Source organism: Leisingera sp. ABM4_103, assembly GCF_056158685.1.
The window spans coordinates 3622166-3640014 of sequence record NZ_JBSWTU010000005.1 but is presented as its reverse complement, the minus strand read 5'-3'; the positions used below and the strand labels follow the sequence as shown (position 1 = coordinate 3640014).

The 17849-nt window shown below is 64.3% G+C and carries 18 protein-coding genes; 8 read left to right on the top strand and 10 right to left on the bottom strand.

Going from position 1 to position 17849, the window contains the following annotated elements:
- Window positions 1-121 precede the first annotated feature (121 nt).
- Entirely contained in the window at window positions 122-937 is an 816-nt protein-coding gene (mazG, locus tag ACXAED_RS19650; protein ID WP_475052602.1) for a nucleoside triphosphate pyrophosphohydrolase, read from the bottom strand.
- A 63-nt stretch (window positions 938-1000) separates the two neighbouring features.
- Between mazG and ACXAED_RS19645 the strand changes: the two genes are divergently transcribed.
- From ACXAED_RS19645 to ACXAED_RS19625, 5 genes are all read left to right on the top strand, one after another.
- Window positions 1001-2167 carry a M20 aminoacylase family protein gene (locus ACXAED_RS19645; protein WP_475052600.1) on the top strand — a complete coding sequence of 389 codons (1167 nt, stop codon included), beginning with the start codon at window positions 1001-1003 and terminating at the stop codon, window positions 2165-2167.
- 78 nt (window positions 2168-2245) lie between these two features.
- Complete coding sequence (gene speB, locus ACXAED_RS19640; RefSeq protein WP_475052597.1) at window positions 2246-3214, top strand: agmatinase; 969 nt, start codon at window positions 2246-2248, stop codon at window positions 3212-3214.
- Window positions 3207-4154: an agmatinase gene (speB, locus tag ACXAED_RS19635; protein ID WP_475052594.1), complete on the top strand. Its 948-nt coding sequence runs from the start codon at window positions 3207-3209 to the stop codon at window positions 4152-4154. Before speB (ACXAED_RS19640) ends, speB (ACXAED_RS19635) begins: the two co-directional genes overlap by 8 nt.
- 73 nt (window positions 4155-4227) lie before the next feature.
- Entirely contained in the window at window positions 4228-4668 is a 441-nt protein-coding gene (locus ACXAED_RS19630) for a DUF1499 domain-containing protein (RefSeq protein ID WP_475052593.1), read from the top strand.
- Between the two features lie 300 nt (window positions 4669-4968).
- Window positions 4969-5373: a hypothetical protein gene (locus tag ACXAED_RS19625; RefSeq protein ID WP_475052591.1), complete on the top strand. Its 405-nt coding sequence runs from the start codon at window positions 4969-4971 to the stop codon at window positions 5371-5373.
- Between the two features lie 43 nt (window positions 5374-5416).
- Here ACXAED_RS19625 and ACXAED_RS19620 read toward each other — a convergent pair whose 3' ends face one another.
- A complete protein-coding gene (locus ACXAED_RS19620) occupies window positions 5417-5716 on the bottom strand; it encodes a hypothetical protein (RefSeq protein ID WP_475052589.1) in 300 nt (99 codons plus the stop codon).
- A gap of 60 nt (window positions 5717-5776) precedes the next feature.
- Between ACXAED_RS19620 and prfA the strand changes: the two genes are divergently transcribed.
- From prfA to ACXAED_RS19605, 3 genes are all read left to right on the top strand, one after another.
- Window positions 5777-6832, top strand: a complete 1056-nt coding sequence (gene prfA / locus ACXAED_RS19615) for a peptide chain release factor 1 (protein ID WP_475052586.1) — start codon at window positions 5777-5779, stop codon at window positions 6830-6832.
- A 2-nt stretch (window positions 6833-6834) separates the two neighbouring features.
- On the top strand, window positions 6835-7686 hold the full coding sequence (gene prmC / locus ACXAED_RS19610) for a peptide chain release factor N(5)-glutamine methyltransferase (RefSeq protein ID WP_475052585.1): 852 nt from the start codon (window positions 6835-6837) through the stop codon (window positions 7684-7686).
- A 213-nt stretch (window positions 7687-7899) separates the two neighbouring features.
- Window positions 7900-8580 (top strand): DUF4167 domain-containing protein, encoded by a 681-nt coding sequence (locus tag ACXAED_RS19605; protein ID WP_475052583.1) that lies wholly within the window; start codon window positions 7900-7902, stop codon window positions 8578-8580.
- A gap of 122 nt (window positions 8581-8702) precedes the next feature.
- Here the strand turns inward: ACXAED_RS19605 and ACXAED_RS19600 are convergent, their stop codons facing one another.
- From ACXAED_RS19600 to lptF, 8 genes are all read right to left on the bottom strand, one after another.
- The gene (locus ACXAED_RS19600; protein WP_475052581.1) at window positions 8703-9242 is read right to left on the bottom strand and encodes a GNAT family N-acetyltransferase; all 540 of its coding nucleotides are present in this window, start codon (window positions 9240-9242) and stop codon (window positions 8703-8705) included.
- 96 nt (window positions 9243-9338) lie between these two features.
- Window positions 9339-10124: a pyridoxine 5'-phosphate synthase gene (locus tag ACXAED_RS19595; RefSeq protein ID WP_475052579.1), complete on the bottom strand. Its 786-nt coding sequence runs from the start codon at window positions 10122-10124 to the stop codon at window positions 9339-9341.
- 38 nt (window positions 10125-10162) lie between these two features.
- Complete coding sequence (gene rsmA / locus ACXAED_RS19590; protein ID WP_475052578.1) at window positions 10163-11005, bottom strand: 16S rRNA (adenine(1518)-N(6)/adenine(1519)-N(6))-dimethyltransferase RsmA; 843 nt, start codon at window positions 11003-11005, stop codon at window positions 10163-10165.
- Window positions 11006-11089: 84 nt separating this feature from the next.
- A complete protein-coding gene (pdxA, locus tag ACXAED_RS19585; protein ID WP_475052576.1) occupies window positions 11090-12061 on the bottom strand; it encodes a 4-hydroxythreonine-4-phosphate dehydrogenase PdxA in 972 nt (323 codons plus the stop codon).
- Window positions 12058-13317, bottom strand: coding sequence for a peptidylprolyl isomerase (locus tag ACXAED_RS19580; RefSeq protein WP_475052574.1), 1260 nt, complete (start codon window positions 13315-13317; stop codon window positions 12058-12060). Before ACXAED_RS19580 ends, pdxA begins: the two co-directional genes overlap by 4 nt.
- Window positions 13302-15482 (bottom strand): LPS-assembly protein LptD, encoded by a 2181-nt coding sequence (locus ACXAED_RS19575; RefSeq protein WP_475052572.1) that lies wholly within the window; start codon window positions 15480-15482, stop codon window positions 13302-13304. Before ACXAED_RS19575 ends, ACXAED_RS19580 begins: the two co-directional genes overlap by 16 nt.
- On the bottom strand, window positions 15466-16569 hold the full coding sequence (gene lptG, locus ACXAED_RS19570; RefSeq protein WP_475052571.1) for an LPS export ABC transporter permease LptG: 1104 nt from the start codon (window positions 16567-16569) through the stop codon (window positions 15466-15468). Before lptG ends, ACXAED_RS19575 begins: the two co-directional genes overlap by 17 nt.
- On the bottom strand, window positions 16566-17684 hold the full coding sequence (gene lptF, locus ACXAED_RS19565; protein WP_475052570.1) for an LPS export ABC transporter permease LptF: 1119 nt from the start codon (window positions 17682-17684) through the stop codon (window positions 16566-16568). The genes lptG and lptF overlap by 4 nt, the downstream gene beginning before the upstream one ends.
- Window positions 17685-17849: the final 165 nt, after the last annotated feature.

Genomic DNA, 17849 nt, shown 5'->3' with positions numbered 1-17849 from the left:
CCGCCGACTGGCGGGGCAGTGCGAATTTCCTAAGGTTTTCTGCGGCAGCAATTTGCGGCTTGCCCGGCCGCTGGCGGCCGGAAATTGAGTATTTGAGGAAAGGTGAAGCTGAGGGGATTGCTCAGGCGCGCTCGTCTGCTTTGACTTCGTCCCAAAGCGCGTCCATCTCGGCCAGGTCACTGTCCTCGGGGCGTTTGCCGCGGGCGGCAAGCTTGGCCTCGACGCCCTGGAACCGGCGGGTGAACTTGGCGTTGGCGGCGCGCAGTGCGGCTTCGGGCTCGACACCCAGATGGCGGCCCAGGTTTGCCATCACAAACAGGAGGTCGCCGAATTCTTCTTCGACTTCCGCCTGGGAGAGGCTGTCGCGGGCCTCGACCAGTTCGGCGCATTCCTCGGTGATCTTGGCGATGACGTTGTCAGCGGTGGGCCAGTCAAAGCCGACGCGGGCGGCGCGTTTCTGCAGCTTGTAGGCGCGCAAGAGGGCGGGCAGGCCGACGGCGACGCCGTCCAGCGTGCCTTTCTGCTCCTTGCCTGCGCGCTCCGCGGCCTTGATCGCCTCCCAGTCGCGGGTCTGCTGTTCGGCTGATTTCTCGCGGCTTTCGTCGCCGAACACGTGCGGGTGGCGGGAGACCATCTTGTTGGACATGGTGGTGACCACATCCTGGAAAGTGAAGTGGCCGGCCTCCTGTGCCATCCTGGCGTGGAAGACGGATTGGAACAGCAGGTCGCCCAGTTCGCCTTTCAGTTCATCCCAGGCCTCGCGCTCGATCGCGTCGGCAACTTCATAAGCCTCTTCAATGGTATAGGGGGCGATGCTGGCAAAATCCTGTTCGATATCCCAGGGGCAGCCGGTCTGCGGGTCACGCAGGCGCGCCATGATCTCCAGGAGCCTTTCGATGCCCGCGGTTTCGTCGTGGATCAGGTCTGTTTCTTGCATTGCGGCTGCTCATTTTCCGGTGTCAGATGCATCATCCCGAGTTTGGAGCAGGAGTCCACCCCAATGCCCGTTGTGAACCGTATTGCCGATTACGCCGAGGAGATGAAGGCCTGGCGGCGGCATCTGCATCAGATCCCGGAACTGGCGCTGGATCTGCCCAAGACAGCGGCGTTTGTGGCGGAGCGGCTGCGGGAGTTCGGAGTGGATGAACTTCATGAAGGGATCGCGCAGACGGGTATGGTGGCGATCATCAACGGGCAGGGGGACGGGCCGACCATCGGATTGCGCGCCGACATGGACGCGCTGCCGATCCCGGAGGAGACCGGGGTGGAGTATGTCTCGGGCCATGAAGGCAACATGCACGCCTGCGGTCACGACGGGCATACCACGATGCTGCTGGGGGCAGCGAAATACCTGGCGGAGACGCGGAACTTCAAGGGCCGGGCGGCGCTGATCTTCCAGCCCGCGGAAGAGGCAATTGGCGGCGCGCGCATCATGGTCGAGGAAGGCATCATGGAGCGCTTCGGTATCGGTGAGGTCTATGCGCTGCACAATGCGCCGGGCCTGCCTGTAGGGAATTTCCTGACCACGCCGGGGGCGCTGATGGCCGCGGTCGATACTTTCCACATTCATATTCAGGGGGTTGGCGGCCATGGCGCCATGCCGCATGAGACCCGCGACCCGGTGATGGCGGCCTGCGGCATTGCCCAGGCGATCCAGACCATTGTGTCGCGCAATCACCATACGCTGGAAGATCTGGTTGTTTCCGTCACCCAGATCCACACTGGCAGCACCGACAACGTGATCCCGGAAACCGCCTATATCAACGGCACCGTGCGTACCTTTAACCCGGAGGTGCAGAAGATGGTGATGCGGCGGATGAAGGAGATCGTGGCGGGGCAAGCGGCCAGCTATGGCGTCGAGGCGGAGCTGGATTATGAGATCGGCTATCCGGCCACGTACAATGACGCAGAGAAGACTGCCTTTGCGGTTGATGTGGCCAGGGAGATTTCGGGTGAGGCCAATGTCGAGCCGGACGGCGGGCGTGAGATGGGGGCGGAGGATTTTGCCTACATGCTGCAGGCGCGGCCCGGCTCCTACCTGTTCCTGGGGCAGGGGGATACCGCCGGGCTGCATCATCCGAAATACGACTTCAACGATGAGATTTCGCCGGTGGGAGCCTCCTTCTTTGCCCGGCTGGTGGAGCGGGCCCAGCCGGTGAGCGGGTAAAACCCAGGCCAGATGACACCCGCTTGCGCAGCGGGTATTTGATCAAACAAAGAACTCTCACAACAGGGACGCACCGTCATGGCACTGGAAGACGCAAAGCACATGATCGATCACGCCTTCACCCGCGAGGATCTGAAGGGGTTGAGTTTCGAGATCACCTTTGGCGGCGCGACGTCCTTTCTGCGCCGAAAGTACACCAAGGATCTGACCGGAGTGGATATTGCCGTCACTGGTGTGCCCTTTGACCAGGCGGTGACCAACCGGCCCGGCACCCGGCTGGGGCCGCGGGCGATCCGCGAAGCCTCTGCCCTGCAAAGCCCGGATGAGCCCTACGGCTGGCCCCATAAACCGCTGAGCACGCTGGCGATTGCGGATTACGGAGATCTCGCCTTTGACCATGCCAATGTGCCGGAGTTTCCGGCGGCGCTGACGGAGCATATCCGGGGCATTCTGGCGGCGGATACGGCCTCTGTCGTCTTGGGCGGGGATCACTATATCAGCTTTCCGATCCTGAAAGCCTATGCCGAGAAATACGGGCCGATTTCACTGCTGCAGTTCGATGCGCATACAGACACCTGGCCCGATGACAACATGGACCGGGTGGATCATGGCACCATGTTCTATAAGGCGGTGAAGACCGGGATCGTGGACCCAGAGACCTCAGTTCAGGTGGGGATCCGCACCACCAATGAGGATACGCTGGGGGTCAATATCATCGACGCCCCCACCGTGCATGAGATTGGACCGATGGAGACCGCAAAGCGGATCAAGTCGATCCTGGGGGACCGCCCCGCTTACCTGACCTTTGACATCGACTGCCTGGATCCGGCCTATGCGCCCGGCACCGGCACGCCGGTCTGGGGCGGGCTGACCTCGGCCCAGGCCGCGCGCATTATGCGGGAGATTGCCGGCATCAATATCAAGGGCGGTGACGTGGTGGAAGTCTCTCCCCCCTTTGACACAACCGGCGCAACTGCTATTGCCGGGGCACATGTGGCGACGGAGATCATCTGCCTTCTGGGCTGGAACATGAGAGACAATGACTGACTTCAATCAACCGATCAGCGGAAATGACCTGGCCCGGTTTTCGGGACCGAACACTTTTATGCGGCTGCCGCAGGCAACCTCGCTGGACGGCCTGGATGTTGCGGTTCTGGGGGTTCCGATGGATATCGGCACCTCTTGGCGGTCGGGCACACGGTTCGGCCCCAAGCAGATCCGCGCCGAAAGCGCGATGCTGCGGCCCTATAACATGGCCACCGGCGCGGCGCCGTTCGACAGCCTGAACATTGCCGATATCGGCGATCTGGCGATCAACACCTTCTCGCTGCCGGATTCGCTGAGGATCATCCAGGAGAGCTATGAGGCGATTCTGTCGGGCGGGGTGATCCCGGTGGCGATGGGCGGTGATCATTCGATCACCCTGCCAATCCTGCGCGCCATCGCAAAAAAATACGGCCCCGTTGCGCTGGTGCACGTGGATGCCCACGCGGATGTGAACGACGAGATGTTCGGCGAGCGCGAAACCCACGGCACCGTGTTCCGCCGCGCCTTCGAGGAAGGGCTGATTGTTCCGGATAAGACTTATCAGATCGGCATCCGCGGCACCGGCTATGCGGCAACGGACTTTACCGAGGCGCAAAGCTGGGGCTTTCAGCACTTCCCGGCGCAGGAGCTGTGGGGGCGGCAGCTGCATCAGATGGGTGCGGAAATTCGCCGCGATATCGGCAATAGGCCGGTCTATGTCAGCTATGATATTGATAGCCTTGACCCGGCCTATGCGCCGGGTACCGGCACGCCTGAAATCGGCGGGCTGACAACACCTCAGGCGCTGGAGCTGATCCGGTCCCTGAAGGGGGTCAATATCGTGGGCTGCGACCTGGTGGAGGTGTCGCCGCCCTATGATCCCTCGGGCAACACCGCCTTGGTGGGCGCAAACCTGCTCTATGAGCTGCTGTGCGTACTGCCGGGGGTGGCAACGAGATAAGCGGTCCGGCCTCAAGCAAAAGGCCGGGGGAGGGCCGCGCAGGGAGGAGGCAAGGGTTGACCTTGAAACCGCAATGAAGCGGCTGATGCTGTTTGGCTGGCTGGTGCTGGCCGCTGTGGTCGCCGGGCTGGGGTTCATCCGGCTGGCGCCCAGTGATCCGCTGGATTGGAACACCCAGCCGGAGTTCACCGAGGACAAGGAGTTCCGCGGCGGCGTTTTCCGGGTGGTGCGCACCGGCCCGGACGGGCTGGAGCGGTTCCATCAGATCGCCAGCACCGCGCCGCGCACCAGCGTTCTGGCGGGCGGCCCGGACGACGGGATGGCCACCTATATTACCCGCACCCAATTGCTGGGGTTTCCTGACTACACCACCGCGGCGCAGGACGGCGATCTGCTGAAGGTCTATGCCCGGCTGCGCTTTGGCCGCTCAGACCTGGGCGCCAACAAGGAGCGGATCAATGGCTGGCTGGCGGAGATGGAAGAGGCCCCGCAAGAGGCTTCGGCCAGCGAGTAACCGGCAGGGCGTTCTCCCGCCTGCTCACGGGCTTTTGGAAAAAGCCCCCCGCAGTTGGGCCGGGCGCCGCGCTGGGCGCGGCGCGGGCTCTTCCGCCTGGGGCGGCAGAGCCAGTGGTTTTTCCGCGAAGCGATTCAGGGGCTGGGCTGCCCGTGAAGACGCCAATTCGTGCGTGTTCGAGTGTGTTTGTATATGCCGCATCAAGGGTGTCATGTGAAAACAAGATCTTAGGCCTTCCAAAGGCGGTGGATTTCGTGTTCGCTGGCCGGCATCGCTGGTTTTACTAAGGAAGAGATTTCCATGATTATCAAATTTGCCAAACCTGCTTTGTCACTGTCCTGCTTTGCGTTTCTTGCGGCTTGCGGCGGTGTGCCTGCCAGCAACGAGCTGCAGTTCGACGATGACGGAAACGGCCGGTTCAGCGGTAGTGCCGGTTCCGGCTGGACGGCAGAAGAGATCAGGTCGCATGCCGCTGATAACTTCTGCGGCAATGAGCCGGTCGTGGACTTCAGTGTCAGGGTGTTGCCATCTGCGCCGGACTACAAGATATTCTCGGGCTCCTGCGGGGCCGCAGCGGATGGCTTCGCCGTGGCAGGCGCCGGGCAGAGCTACACCGTGGCCGCGCAGCCAGCCGCGGCGGGCCCGGTGGTGACACCGGCGGCGAACAGCTCGGGTTGGGACGGCTCCACGCCGTTTGTGGATTGATCGAGGACGTCTTGCTTGCGGGGCCTGTCGGCGGCACGTCGGATCAGAGCTGCGGCACCTGCGTCGGTGCGCTCGACAGCCCCGGCACTTCCCCCAGCGACGCCGACAGGCAGCTGCTTTGCACCTCGCGCCACATCGGCACGTTCAGCGACATCTGGCATTGCGCCATGAACATGCGCCCGTCCACCTGCAGGCAGCGAAGCTCACCCAGCTCGACCCGGGCGCCGGACTTATCTGTGCAGTAGCAATCGATGGTTTTGCCGCCTGGACCCTTCACATCCGCCAGTGCCATGCAGGGCAGAGTGAGGAGGATTGTGGCAATAAGGACTCTGGCATGTCGCATGGCTCTAGCATATCACATGGGGGCAAATTGGCCAAAACATGAACAAGAATAGGCGCGCCCATGGTTCCCGAAGAACGGCTGGAACAGATCCTGCAGCGGTTTCAGTATCTTGAAGCCGCGATGGCGGATGGCGCCGGGGGCGGGGATATTGCGGCGCTGGCCAAGGAGTATTCCGATCTGCGCCCCGTGGCGGAGCAGGTCACGGCCTACCGTAAGCTGCTGAGCGATCTGGAGGAGGCTGAGCTGATGCTGGCGGACCCGGATATGAAGGATCTTGCGGCGGAGGAGATCCCGGCGCTGAAGGCGGCGATCCCTGAGGCCGAGCACGCTTTGCAGCTGGCCTTGCTGCCCAAGGATGCGGCTGACAGCCGTCCGGCGATGCTGGAAATACGCCCCGGTACGGGGGGCGATGAGGCGGCGCTGTTTGCGGGTGACCTTTTGCGCATGTACCAGCGCTATGCCGAAGGGCAGGGCTGGAAGTTCGACATCATCGAGGAACAGGCGACCGAGCTGGGCGGCATCAAGGAGGTGGTAGCCCATATCAAGGGCGAGGATGTCTTTGCCCGGCTGAAGTATGAATCCGGCGTGCACCGGGTGCAGCGGGTGCCGGCGACCGAAAGCGGCGGGCGCATCCATACCTCAGCGGCGACGGTGGCCGTGCTGCCGGAAGCTGAGGACGTGGATATCCATATTGATGCCAATGACATCCGCATCGACACCATGCGGGCCTCGGGCGCGGGCGGGCAGCATGTGAACACCACCGACTCGGCGGTCAGGATCACCCACCTGCCGAGCGGGATCGTGGTGACAAGCTCGGAGAAGTCCCAGCACCGCAACCGCGAGATTGCCATGCAGGTGCTGAAAACGCGGCTCTATGACATGGAGCGGCAGCGGATCGACAGCGAACGCTCGGCGGACCGGGCGAGCCAGGTGGGCTCCGGCGACCGGTCGGAGCGGATCCGCACCTACAACTTCCCGCAGGGCAGGATGACCGATCACCGTATCAATCTGACGCTTTACAAGCTGGATCAGGTGATGGGCGGCGATCTGGATGAGGTTATCGACGCGCTGACAGCGGACAATCAGGCGCGGCTCTTGGCCGAGATGGGGCAGTAGGCATGGCAGAGACGGCGGCACAGGCGATGGCGGCAGCAACGGCGCGGCTGCGGGCGGCAGGGGTTCAGGACCCGGCGCGGGATGCGCGGGTATTGCTGGCCCATGCGGCCCGGATCGAGGCCAGCCGGGTCACGCTGATCGCGCCTGAGGAGCTGGCGCCGGAAGTGGCCGAACGCTATGAGCAGCTGATTGCGCTGCGGGCCGTGCGTGTTCCGGTCTCGCATCTGATAGGTGAGCGGGAGTTCTATGGACGCCGCTTCAAGGTGTCGCGCGATGTGCTGGACCCGCGGCCCGAGACCGAGATCCTGATCGAGGCGGCGCTGGCGGAGCCCTATAGCCGGGTCCTGGATCTCGGCGTCGGCTCCGGCTGCATTCTGGTGACGCTGCTGGCGGAACGGCAGGAGGCGACCGGGCTGGGTGTGGACATCAGCGAGGCTGCCTGCCTGCAGGCCAGTGCGAATGCGGTGCTGCACCGGGTCCAGGCGCGGGCTGATATTCAGCAATCGGACTGGTTCGAGGGGGTCGAGGGGCAGTTCGACCTGATCGTTTCCAACCCGCCTTATATTGCGCTGGACGAGATGGAAGACCTGTCGGCAGAGGTGCGCGGGCATGAGCCGGGTATTGCGCTGACCGATGGCGGCGACGGGCTGGGAGCATACCGGCAGATTGCGGCTCAGGTGGGGGAACACCTGGCGCCGGGCGGCAGGGTGCTGCTGGAAATAGGCCCGACGCAGGGGCAGGCTGTCAGCGCGCTGCTGGAAACGGCGGGGCTGAGCGGCATTGCCGTACTGCAGGATCTGGACGGCCGCGACCGGGTGGTGCGGGCGCATTCCAGCATGAAGAGCAGCATTTGACGCGGAAATTCGCGATTTCGAAAGAAAAAACTCAGAAAATACTATTGTGCCCCTTGTCTGGGGCTCCGTAAAATGGTTACTCAGAGGGAGCCGCTTGAGGAGAAAGCTTTGCAAGCCTTCCCGCGGCATCAAGCCCAAAAAAGCTGATGATCCGGCGCTGAGGCGCGCACGAATGGGTCTACGGCGCATTAACTCAAGGCTGACGTTAGGCAGATGAGATCGTCCAAATCACGTTCACGTTCCAAGTCGAACCGGAACCGTCCCAATGGCGCCAATGTTGTCAACCGCGTGTTTGACAGCTCCGGTCCCGAAGGCAAGGTGCGCGGAACGCCGCAGCAGATCATCGACAAATACAATCAGCTGGCCCGCGATGCGCAGCTGAGCAATGATCGGGTTGCCGCGGAGAATTTCCAGCAGCACGCAGAGCATTATCTGCGCATGCTGAACGAGGCACAGCGCGAAATCGAGGCGCGCCGCGAGGAGCAGGAGCGCCAGAACCGCGAACGCCAGGCCGAGCGCGACCGTGAGCGGGCCGAACGCCTGGAGCGCCAGGAGCGTGAAGCTGCGGCGGCTGCTCCGGCAGCGGATCCGGCAGGCTCGCCGCAGCCTGAGGTGATCGACCCGCGCGGCGAAAACGGCAATGGCGCGGACAGCGGTCTGGTGGAAACCCCGGAAAGCCAGTCTGCACCTGCGGACACTCCGGCTGAGGCCACACCGAAAAAGGCCCCGGCCCGCAAGCCGCGGACCCGCAAGCCCGCACCCAAGGCCGAAGATGCGGCACCGGCTGGAGACGGCGGCGATGCGGAAGCCAAGCCCGCGGCGAAGAAGACCACCCGCTCGCGCGCTAAGCCCAAACCCAAGACCGAAGACGGTCCGGCGGAAGCGGCTGAATAAGCGGTTCAGAACCAAATTTGATAGAAGTCCCCCGGAGCCGATGCCCCGGGGGATTTTTCTTTTCGGGAGGCGTTTTGTTTGCAGCAGCTAACGCTGACGTCGGACGCGGCCTTTACCTGACGCTACCAGTAATCGGGGTTGTTCAAGGCTTCGATACAGGCCGAAGGGCCGCGCAACGGGGCAAGCTCTTCGCCGTTGAGGGGCTGCGCCAGCCATCCTTCCGGGAAATTCAGGGACAGCGGGGCGGCGGCCTGCGCTTCGGTAATCTGGCGGAAGCCAACCTTGCTGTAATAGCCGGGGTCGCCATAGGTGACGGCAACGTCGACGCCCTGTTTACGGATCTCGTCCAGCCCATGCCTAAGCAGCGCCTGACCGGTGCCCTGCCTTTGCCGGCTGGTTGAAACGGCAACGGGCGACAGGATGAACACCGTGCGGCTGTCCTGATCGTAACGCAGACGAGAAAAGATGATGCAGCCGATGAGCGTATGGCCGTCCCAAGCCGAATAGACGAAAAAGTCCTGTTCCGGCGTTTTGGCGAAGATATCGCGGACAAGGCCCGCGATCAGATCGCCTTCGGCCTCGCCCTCAGAGGCGGCGAAAACCGCCCGGAAAAGGCTGATGATTTCAGATGTATGGCCGCGGTATTCTGATGAAAACTCCATCCGCTGCTCCTGTGCCTGTTGGCTGGCTGGTGCACGCAACATAGGGCAGCCGGGGGGCGGGCCGTCAAGCGCCGGGCCGGCTGCATCGCCAGGCAGTCAAGCTTCGTGGCCCAGCACCCGCAGGTAGCGGCGTACTGCTTCCGGGAAACCCAGCATCAGCGCATCGGCGGTGAGGGCGTGTCCGATGGACACCTCGGCCAGATCAGGAATGGCCTGGCGCAGGGCGGGCAGGTTGTCCACGGTCAGGTCGTGGCCTGCGTTCATCATCAGCGCAGGGCTGCTGCCCTCTGCGCCAAGCTGGCGGGCGGCGTCTGCGGTGGCCTTGATCCCGGCCAGTTCCTGCTGAATGGCGTCAGGCGCGATCTGGTTGGCGTAAGGCCCGGTGTAGAATTCGATCCGGTCTGCGCCAGCCTGCTGCGCCAGCGCCGGGTCAGCCGGGTTGGCGTCCACGAAATAGGAAACCCGGATGCCCGCGGCCTTGAACTCCTCAGCTATGGGCAGAAGCATTTCGCCATCGGCGGCAAAGTCCCAGCCGTGATCAGAGGTGGATTGTTCGGGCGTGTCGGGTACCAGCGTCACCTGATGCGGTTTGTTTTCCAGCACCAGGTCAATGAAATGGCGGGTCGGGTAGCCCTCGATGTTGAACTCCGCCTGCGGGAATTCATCGGCGATCAGGCGGGCGAGGTCCGGCAGGTCGGAAAACCGGATATGCCGCTCATCCGGGCGCGGATGCACAGTGATGCCATGGGCACCGGCCTGCAGGATGGCGCGGGCGATGTCGATCAGGTTGGGCCAGGGCACCTCGCGTCGGTTGCGCAGGTAGGCAACAGCATTGACGTTCACGGACAGCAAGGTCGGGCGGGGCGTAACCGGTTGGGTCATCGGGTAATCGGGCTCCGGCAAGGAATTCGGGAAGAGGCTCAGGCCTTGGCCAGTTCGCGGGCCAGCGCGCAGAAGGCCTCAAGGCTCACCTGTTCGGCACGCTCGGTCGGCGGGATGCCGACGGCGGTCAGATGCGCCTCGATATCGGGGGAAATCCCCTTGAGCGATGCGCGCAGCATCTTGCGGCGCTGGTTGAAGGCGGCGGCGACAACACGCGACAGGATCGCGGCATCGGCCGGGAAGCGCGGCTCCGGCAGGGCGTCCAAATGCACCACGGCGCTGGACACCTTGGGCGGCGGGGTGAAGGCGCCGGGCGGCAGTGACAGCACGATCTTCGCATCCGTCCGCCACTGGGCCAGGATCGCCAGACGGCCATAGGCCTTTGAGCCGGGCTGCGCCACGATGCGCTCAGCCACCTCGCGCTGGAACATCAGGGTGAGGCTTTGCCAGAACGGCGGCCATTCCTTGGGCGTGAGCCAGCGCACCAGCAGTTCGGTGCCGACGTTATAGGGCAGGTTGGCGGCGATGCGGATCGGCGGTGTCAGGTGTTCGAGCGGGTCGATCTCCAACGCGTCGCCGTTGATCACCTCAAAGCGGCCCGGATAGGCCTCCGCGATCTCCTGCAGCGCGGGCAGGCAGCGGCTGTCTTTTTCCACCGCCAGCACCCGGCGCGCGCCTTCGGCCAGCAGGCCGCGGGTCAGGCCGCCGGGGCCGGGGCCGATCTCGAGCACGTCGCAGCCGGTCAGGTCGCCTGCCTGGCGGGCGATCTTGGCCGTCAAGTTCAGGTCCAGCAGAAAGTTCTGGCCCAGCGACTTGCGGGCCGAAAGCTGATGCGTCGCGATCACTTCGCGCAGCGGGGGTAGATTGTCGATGGCGCTCATGTCAGCTCCACTGTGGCGCATGGCGGAACGGGCGCGCCAGAGATTTCATGCCTCCGGCGGGGATATTTGCAGCAAGAAGAAGGTTCAAGAGCTGGCCGCCATGTCCTGTGCCAGTTTCAGCGCCTCGATGAGGCTGGAGGGGTTGGCCTGGCCGGTGCCCGCGATGTCGAAGGCGGTGCCGTGGTCGGGTGAGGTGCGGATGAAAGGCAGGCCCAGCGTCACGTTGACGCCGCGGTCGAAGTCCAGTGTCTTGATCGGGATCAGTGCCTGGTCGTGGTACATGCAGACCGCCGCGTCGTAGCGCGCGCGGGCAGCGGCATGGAACATCGTGTCGGCGGGGTGCGGGCCGGTGACCGCCAGCCCCTCGTCCTGCATCTCGCTGATCAGGCCGTTGATCCAGTCCAGTTCCTCAGATCCCATGGCGCCGCCTTCACCCGCGTGCGGGTTCAGTCCCGCGACAGCGATGCGGGGGGAGTTGATGCCGAATTGATCGCGCAGCCCGGCGGCTGTGATCTCAACGGTTTCGCGCAGCAGGCCCGTGGTCAGCACCTTGGGCACGTCGGCAAGCGCGATGTGGATGGTGGCGGGCACCACACGCAATTGCTCGCTGGCCAGCATCATCACCACGCGGTCCCGGCCCGCAAGAGACGCGAGGAACTCGGTATGGCCGGGGTAGGCAAAGCCTGCGCCGTCAATCAGCGCTTTTTTGTGGATGGGGGCGGTACAGATGGCAGAGGCTTCCCCCTGCTGGACCAGCCGCACGGCGGTCTCAACGGATTGGATCACTCCGGCGGCGTTGGCCGGGTCGGCAGTGCCCTTGACCGCGCTGCCGCCGAAGGAGAACGGGAGCGCCGGAAAGTGGTCGGCGCAGACTGCCGCGGCCTCTGCGGGGGCGGCGATTTCCTGAACGGGGGTGCCTGCGGGAAGGTGGCGCGGGTCGCCGATCCAGAAGAACGGGCAGGCGGCGCGCAGGGCGTCCCAGGCCTTGACGGCAATTTCCGGGCCGATGCCTGCGGGCTCGCCGCAGCTCAGGGCAATGGGCCCGGGCCGGCTCATTTGATGTCGATCCGCGCATCCGCGCGCAGCTGTTCCAGATAGCTGTCGACCAGAGAGGTCATCCGCTGTGCTACGAGCGCATTGGCTACGGTTTCACGGTTGGCGCCTTCACCGAGGTCGGCGGTGCGGCCGCAGAGCATCAGCACCATCAGGGTCTGGCCGTTGTTGCGGGTCAGTGCGGTGGAGGTTTCACCCGGGTCCAGCTTGGCCAGTTCCAGTGCGACATCGCTGGGGATCTCAGAGGGCGGCAGGCTTTCAACCGCCAGAACAGATGGATCCTGCCCTTGCGCAAGACCATAGAAGTCTTGGCAGGTGTCGACGCTGTTCACCACACGCTGCGCGGCGGCCAGGGTCTCGGGTGTGCGCCCGCCGGGCAGGAAATAGGTGGCATATTCAATCGCGGTGTAGCGCGGGGCAGCGCCTTCCACCTCTCGCAGGCCGCGCATCTGGAACAGCGCCACGGCGCCCTGCAGCGGCAGCGGCTCGGAGATTTCACCGGGCTGCAGCGCCAGCACAACCTCCTGCAGCTGCGGCGGCAGCTTGGTCAGCGGCATCCAAGGCAGGCGGCCGCCGTCGCTGCGGCTGCCGGCGGCTGAATACTGGGCGGCAGCGGCGGAGAAACTGTCATAGCCCTTGAGCTGGGCGACCTGCTCCACCAGTTCCTCGACCTGGGCGGCGTTCTGGTCGTTGACCGGCACGATGAATTCGCTCAGCAGCACCTGGACACTGCCACTGCCTGCCGTGCCCATGGCGCGGTCGATCTCTTCCGGCGTGGGGCGGGCGCGGGACAGAAAGCGGGCGCGGGTGTACTCGCGCCAGCCGAGCCCGACCTTGGTGAAATCGCGCAGTGTCTGCGGCGAAACACCCTGCTGCTGCAGCGCGGTGACGAAGTCGTTGAGCGACAGGTTGGCGCGTCCTGCCAGTTCTTCCATGCCTGCAGTGATGTCTTCGTCGCTGAGTTCGATCCCTGCTTGTTCCAGCACATCCAGTTTGAGACGGTCGTTGATCAGTTCTTCGCGGGCGGTTTCCAGCGGATCGCCCGGCACTCGCAGTGCGGCCTGGAAGCGGGCGCGCTGTTCCAGCTCATACCGGGTGATGACCTGATCATTCACGGTGACCGCCGGGGCAAAGAGGTTCTGTGCGCCCGCGGGCAGGCCGCTCCAGGCCAGCCCTGCTGCCAGCGCCAGCGCGGCGGCAGTTTTGAGAGCACGGGAAAGGAAAGGAGCCGGGAACCGGGTATTCACGTCTTGCTGCATGACCGCCTGTACTGTTTGCTGCCGCTTTTTACGGAAAACCCGCTCAGCGAGATGGTAAAGCCGAAATCCGTTGTCGGCTCAACACTTGTTGTTGAGGTATAGCGGCGGTTGACCGAAAGGTCGACCGTCACGCATTCATTGCTGTACGCCACGCCGAGGCCCGCGCGGGTAGCTTGGGCACCGGCGATGTCATAGCGCAGCCGGGCACTGGCGGACCAGTTGGGGTTGATGTCATAGCGTCCGTCAACCCACAGTTCGGAGCTTTCCTCGGCCCGGTCTTCCTCCGGGTCGGTGCCGAGCCACAGATAGGTGCCGGAGAGGCTGGAGCGGCTGGTGTGCCATTCGCCGCGGAATTCGGCCTTGGAGAAGTTCAATGACCCGTTCAGCAGGCCGCGGGTCGAGATGGCCAGGCTGTCGCCGTATTTGATCTGGCCCGCCAGCAGGATATCCGATGTGGTGCCGCCCAGGCCGGAGCTTTTTGTGAACCGGCCGTCGGCGTCGCTGCGCAGTACCTGGCCCGCGGTGGCATAGGCCTGCCAGCCGGTGGGCGCATAGCGGGCCCAGTTGGCGCCGTAGACAAGGGTCAGCCCGTCTTCGCGGGCATCGGTCGAGGGGAAGCGCGACAGCGAAAGAAGGTTGCCCTGGTCGAATTCGACAAAGCGGCTTTCCTCGCTGACCACGTTGCCGCCGCCCTCGTCACGCCATCCCAGCTGCAGGATCGGCTCCAGGTACTGGCTGGCCCCGCTGGCTTCGCGGCGGATCATCGGCAGGCGCAGGGTCAGCGCGCTGCGCGGGGTGAGGCGGGTGACCTCTTCGGTGAAGAAGGCGTCGTCGTAGGCGCGGAAAGCATCGCCGGCGGCGCCGATTTCCCATTCCGCGAGGACACCGTTGCCCAAACGCCAGCTGCGGCGCCAGTCGATATCGGCGGTCAGCCGGGACAGGTCTCGGCCGTTGCTGTCGGTGGCGGTGCCTTCAATGCTGGAGCTGCGGTGGTGGCCGTGGCCCTGCAGCGTCAGCCGCAGTTCACCGCCAGTGAGGGCCGGGAAATAGCGGGTCTGGTAGAAGGCTTCTGCGATGCCGGAGGGGATATCGCTTTGCTCTTCGCTCTCGCGCAGTGTTTTGTAGTGGGTGAGCGAGGTGCGGAACAGACTGTCGCGCTTGGACCGGGTCAGCACCGCCTCGGACCGCAGGCGGTCCAGATCGGGCAGGCCGTAGTCGGCGACATAGGCGTCGTCCGAGACCGCCTTGACGTCGAAGGTAAAGCGGAAGTCGCGCGGAAGGTCGAACTGGCCATCGCCAAAGATGTACCCGCGGTCCTCCCCGGAGAACAGGTCGTCTCGCGTGTAGGCAGCGTTGAACTCGATCCTGCCGCGGCGGAAGGCCTGGCGGTAGCGCACATCCAGCGTCTGGGTGCTGGAAGAGATATAGGGGGCCAGTGTCAGATCGCGGTGCGGGCCGAGAGTGAAGAAATACGGCACCTTAACCCCGGTCCCGAGGTTCGAGGTCGAGCGCACAGACGGCACCAGAAACCCGCTGGCGCGCTCCAGCGACGGGTCTGGCAGGCGGATGGCCGGGAAATAGAACACCGGCACATCCAGCACCCTGAGCTGAGCGCTCTCGAAATAGAGCTGGCGTTCCTGCTGGTCATGGATGACCCGCTCGGCCCGGATCTGCCACAGCGGCGGGCGGCCGTCGTCGCAGACATGGCAGGAGGTGACAGCGGTCTTATACAGCTGGGTGTAGCGGCCGCTGACCCGGGTCATTTGCAGCGAGGCCAGCTGAAGCTGCTGCTGGAACACCATGCGGGCTCCGGTCAGCAGGCCGTTGCGCAGGTCGCGGTCCAGCTCGGCGGCGTTGGCCAGGATGGTGATGTCGCCATCCTGGTCGATGCGGATCGGGCCTTCGATCTGCAGGGCGCCAGTGCTCTGGTCAAAGGTGATTTTGCGGGCGCGCAGCCGGATATTGCCCTGGAACGCCTCGACGTTGCCCTCAGCCACCAAGGTGCGGTCCGGAGTGATGAAGACCTGATCGGCCACCAGCATCGCGGGCTGCGCCGGATCAGGGGGCGTTGCTGTCTGCGCCTGCAGGTCAGGGGCTGTCAGCGCCAGCCAGGGCAGCACGGCGGAAAGAAGCAGCGCCCGGCGCAGGTTACCCGTCTTCGGCATGGAGAAGCAGTCCCAAGGTCAACAATATTGCAGCGGCAGGCGGCGCCCAAGCGGCCAGCGCCACCGGAATTTGCCCGTTCTCGCCAAGGATTTGCGCGAAATTGCGGATAAAATAAAGCCCGAATCCCAACAGCACCGCCATCAGAACCGCCAGGCCGGTGCCTCCAAAGCGGGCGTGCCGCATCGTGAAGGACGCGCCGACCAGCACCATGGCGATCAGGAACAGCGGCCGGGCCAGTTCCGCCTGATACCGGACCTCATAGCGTTTGGTGGTGAAGCCCGCGGCGGAGAGTTCGCGGATGGTGGCGGGCAGGTCGTAGATCGAAATACCGCTGGAAGTGCCCAGCGTGTCGCGGATGCGGTCGGTGGTCAGCGTGGTCGGCAGCTGCAGTTCGTCATGCGCAGCGGCACCGGATTCCGGGTTGATGCCAGCGGCAAGCGGCCAGGATTTGGCGTTGAACAAAACCCAGTTGCTGCCATCCAGCCGGGCACTTTCGGCAATGATGCGGCGCACCGGGCCCCCGGCGTTGGTATAGGCGTGGATAGACACGTCATGCAGGGTGATGTCGGCGGCATCGCCGCTGTATCCTTTTGCATGGATGACCGACTGTCCGCGGGCGCCGCCCTGTCGCAGCCACAGGCCCTCGCCGCTGAGCGACAGCGCCGAGGGTCCGCCATTGTGGTAGGTCTCAGCCAGATCCTGATAGCGGTTGGCAGTGGCTGCCGCGATGGGGTTCAGCATGGTGACCGCCAGTCCGCCGATCGCGGCTGCCGCCAGCACCGGCGCCGCCAGTGCCCGAATGCCGGAGCGGCCAATGGCACGGGTCACCACCAGCTCGCTGCTGCGGGCGAGGCCGACAAACAGCACGATGGTGGTGAGGATCATGATCAGCGGCAGGAACTCGCTGAGCGCGGCCGGGATGTTCAGCAGGCTGAGGCCAACCAGTTGCGGCAGGCCGAGCTCTGCGCCTTCGAAGCGGCGGATCTGCTCGTTCAGGTCGATCAGCACCACCAGCGTCATCAGAACCGCGCAGATCACCAGAAACCATTGCAGGAAGCGGCGCGCGTAGTAGAGATCCAGCTTCATGCGGGGGCCTCCTGCCGGATGCGCTTGGGGCGGGACGCCAGGATCAGGAAGACCAGCGCCACCGCGATCCCCAGAAAGGTCGGCAGGTAGATCAGCGGCCACAGGCTGGGGTTATCCAATACAGGCTCCGACACCACCCCGCGCAGGCCCTCGACAAAGATTAGCACGACAAAGGCCAGGAAGGCCTGACGCCAGACGCCGAAGCGGGAGAAGGTGCCCAGCATCAGGGTTGAAAACCCGATCAGCGCCACCGCCACGCAAACCAGCGCGCGGGCAAAGCGCAGGTGCAGTTCCTCCGCCTGGGCGCCTGCGGAATAGCCATCGGTGCGGGCGATGGCCTCTGTGCCGGTCATCAGCTCAAGGCTTGGGATGGCACGGATGTTGCGGGCCGGGTTCTCAGCTTGCTGCGCTAGAGTGCTGATATCGTAAGAGAAATCCGAAAAGAACGTGGTCGACAGCCGCTGCGTCGTGTGGTCCAGCCGCTGCGCCATGCCTTCCACCATGATCAGATGCGCGCTGCTCTCGTCACGCACCAGAAAGGCGCGGGCGCCGGTGTAGGTCACCGTCAGTTCCGGATCGCGGCGGTCCGACAGGAAGACATCGTTCAGGGTACCATCCGGGTCGATCTGACGGATGTAAAAGGTGACGCCATCCGCCGGGTGCAGGAAGTCGCCCTCGCTCAGCAGCTTGGCGGTGATATTTCGGGAGACCTCGCTTTCGCGCACCTCGAGCTGGCTGATCGAGGCAGGCAGCAGGTAATGGGTCAGTGCTGACATCATCAATGCGGTGATGATGCCAAAGGCCAGGGCGGGCCGCGCCATCTGCCAGGGACTGGTGCCAGTGGCGCGCAGCACGGTCAGTTCGCTCTCGCTGTTGAGCCGGTTGGTGACCCAGACCGAGGCGCCGAAGGCGGCAATCGGCAGCACCATGCGGATCAGGTTCGGCAGGGTCAGGGCGGTGAATTCCAGAAACACCAGCGCAGATTGGCCGTTGCCGATCAGCCGGTCGAACAGCACCACGGCCCGGTTGACCCAGAACACGGCAACCAGAATCAGGGCAAAGAAGCCGAAGAAGAGCAGATACTGTGACAGCACATATCTGTCGTAGCGTGACACCCGATCCCCCCAGATCTTGCCATTGTTGTTTTGCCGGACCTTAGTGGATTTGCGTGGCGGGGAAAACTGCATTCTCGCCGGGCGTCAGGATCGGCGGCGGATTGCGGACCAGCGGACCGAACGGCCGGGTCTGGCCAAGCGCCGCTGCGCAGGATACCTCTTGAG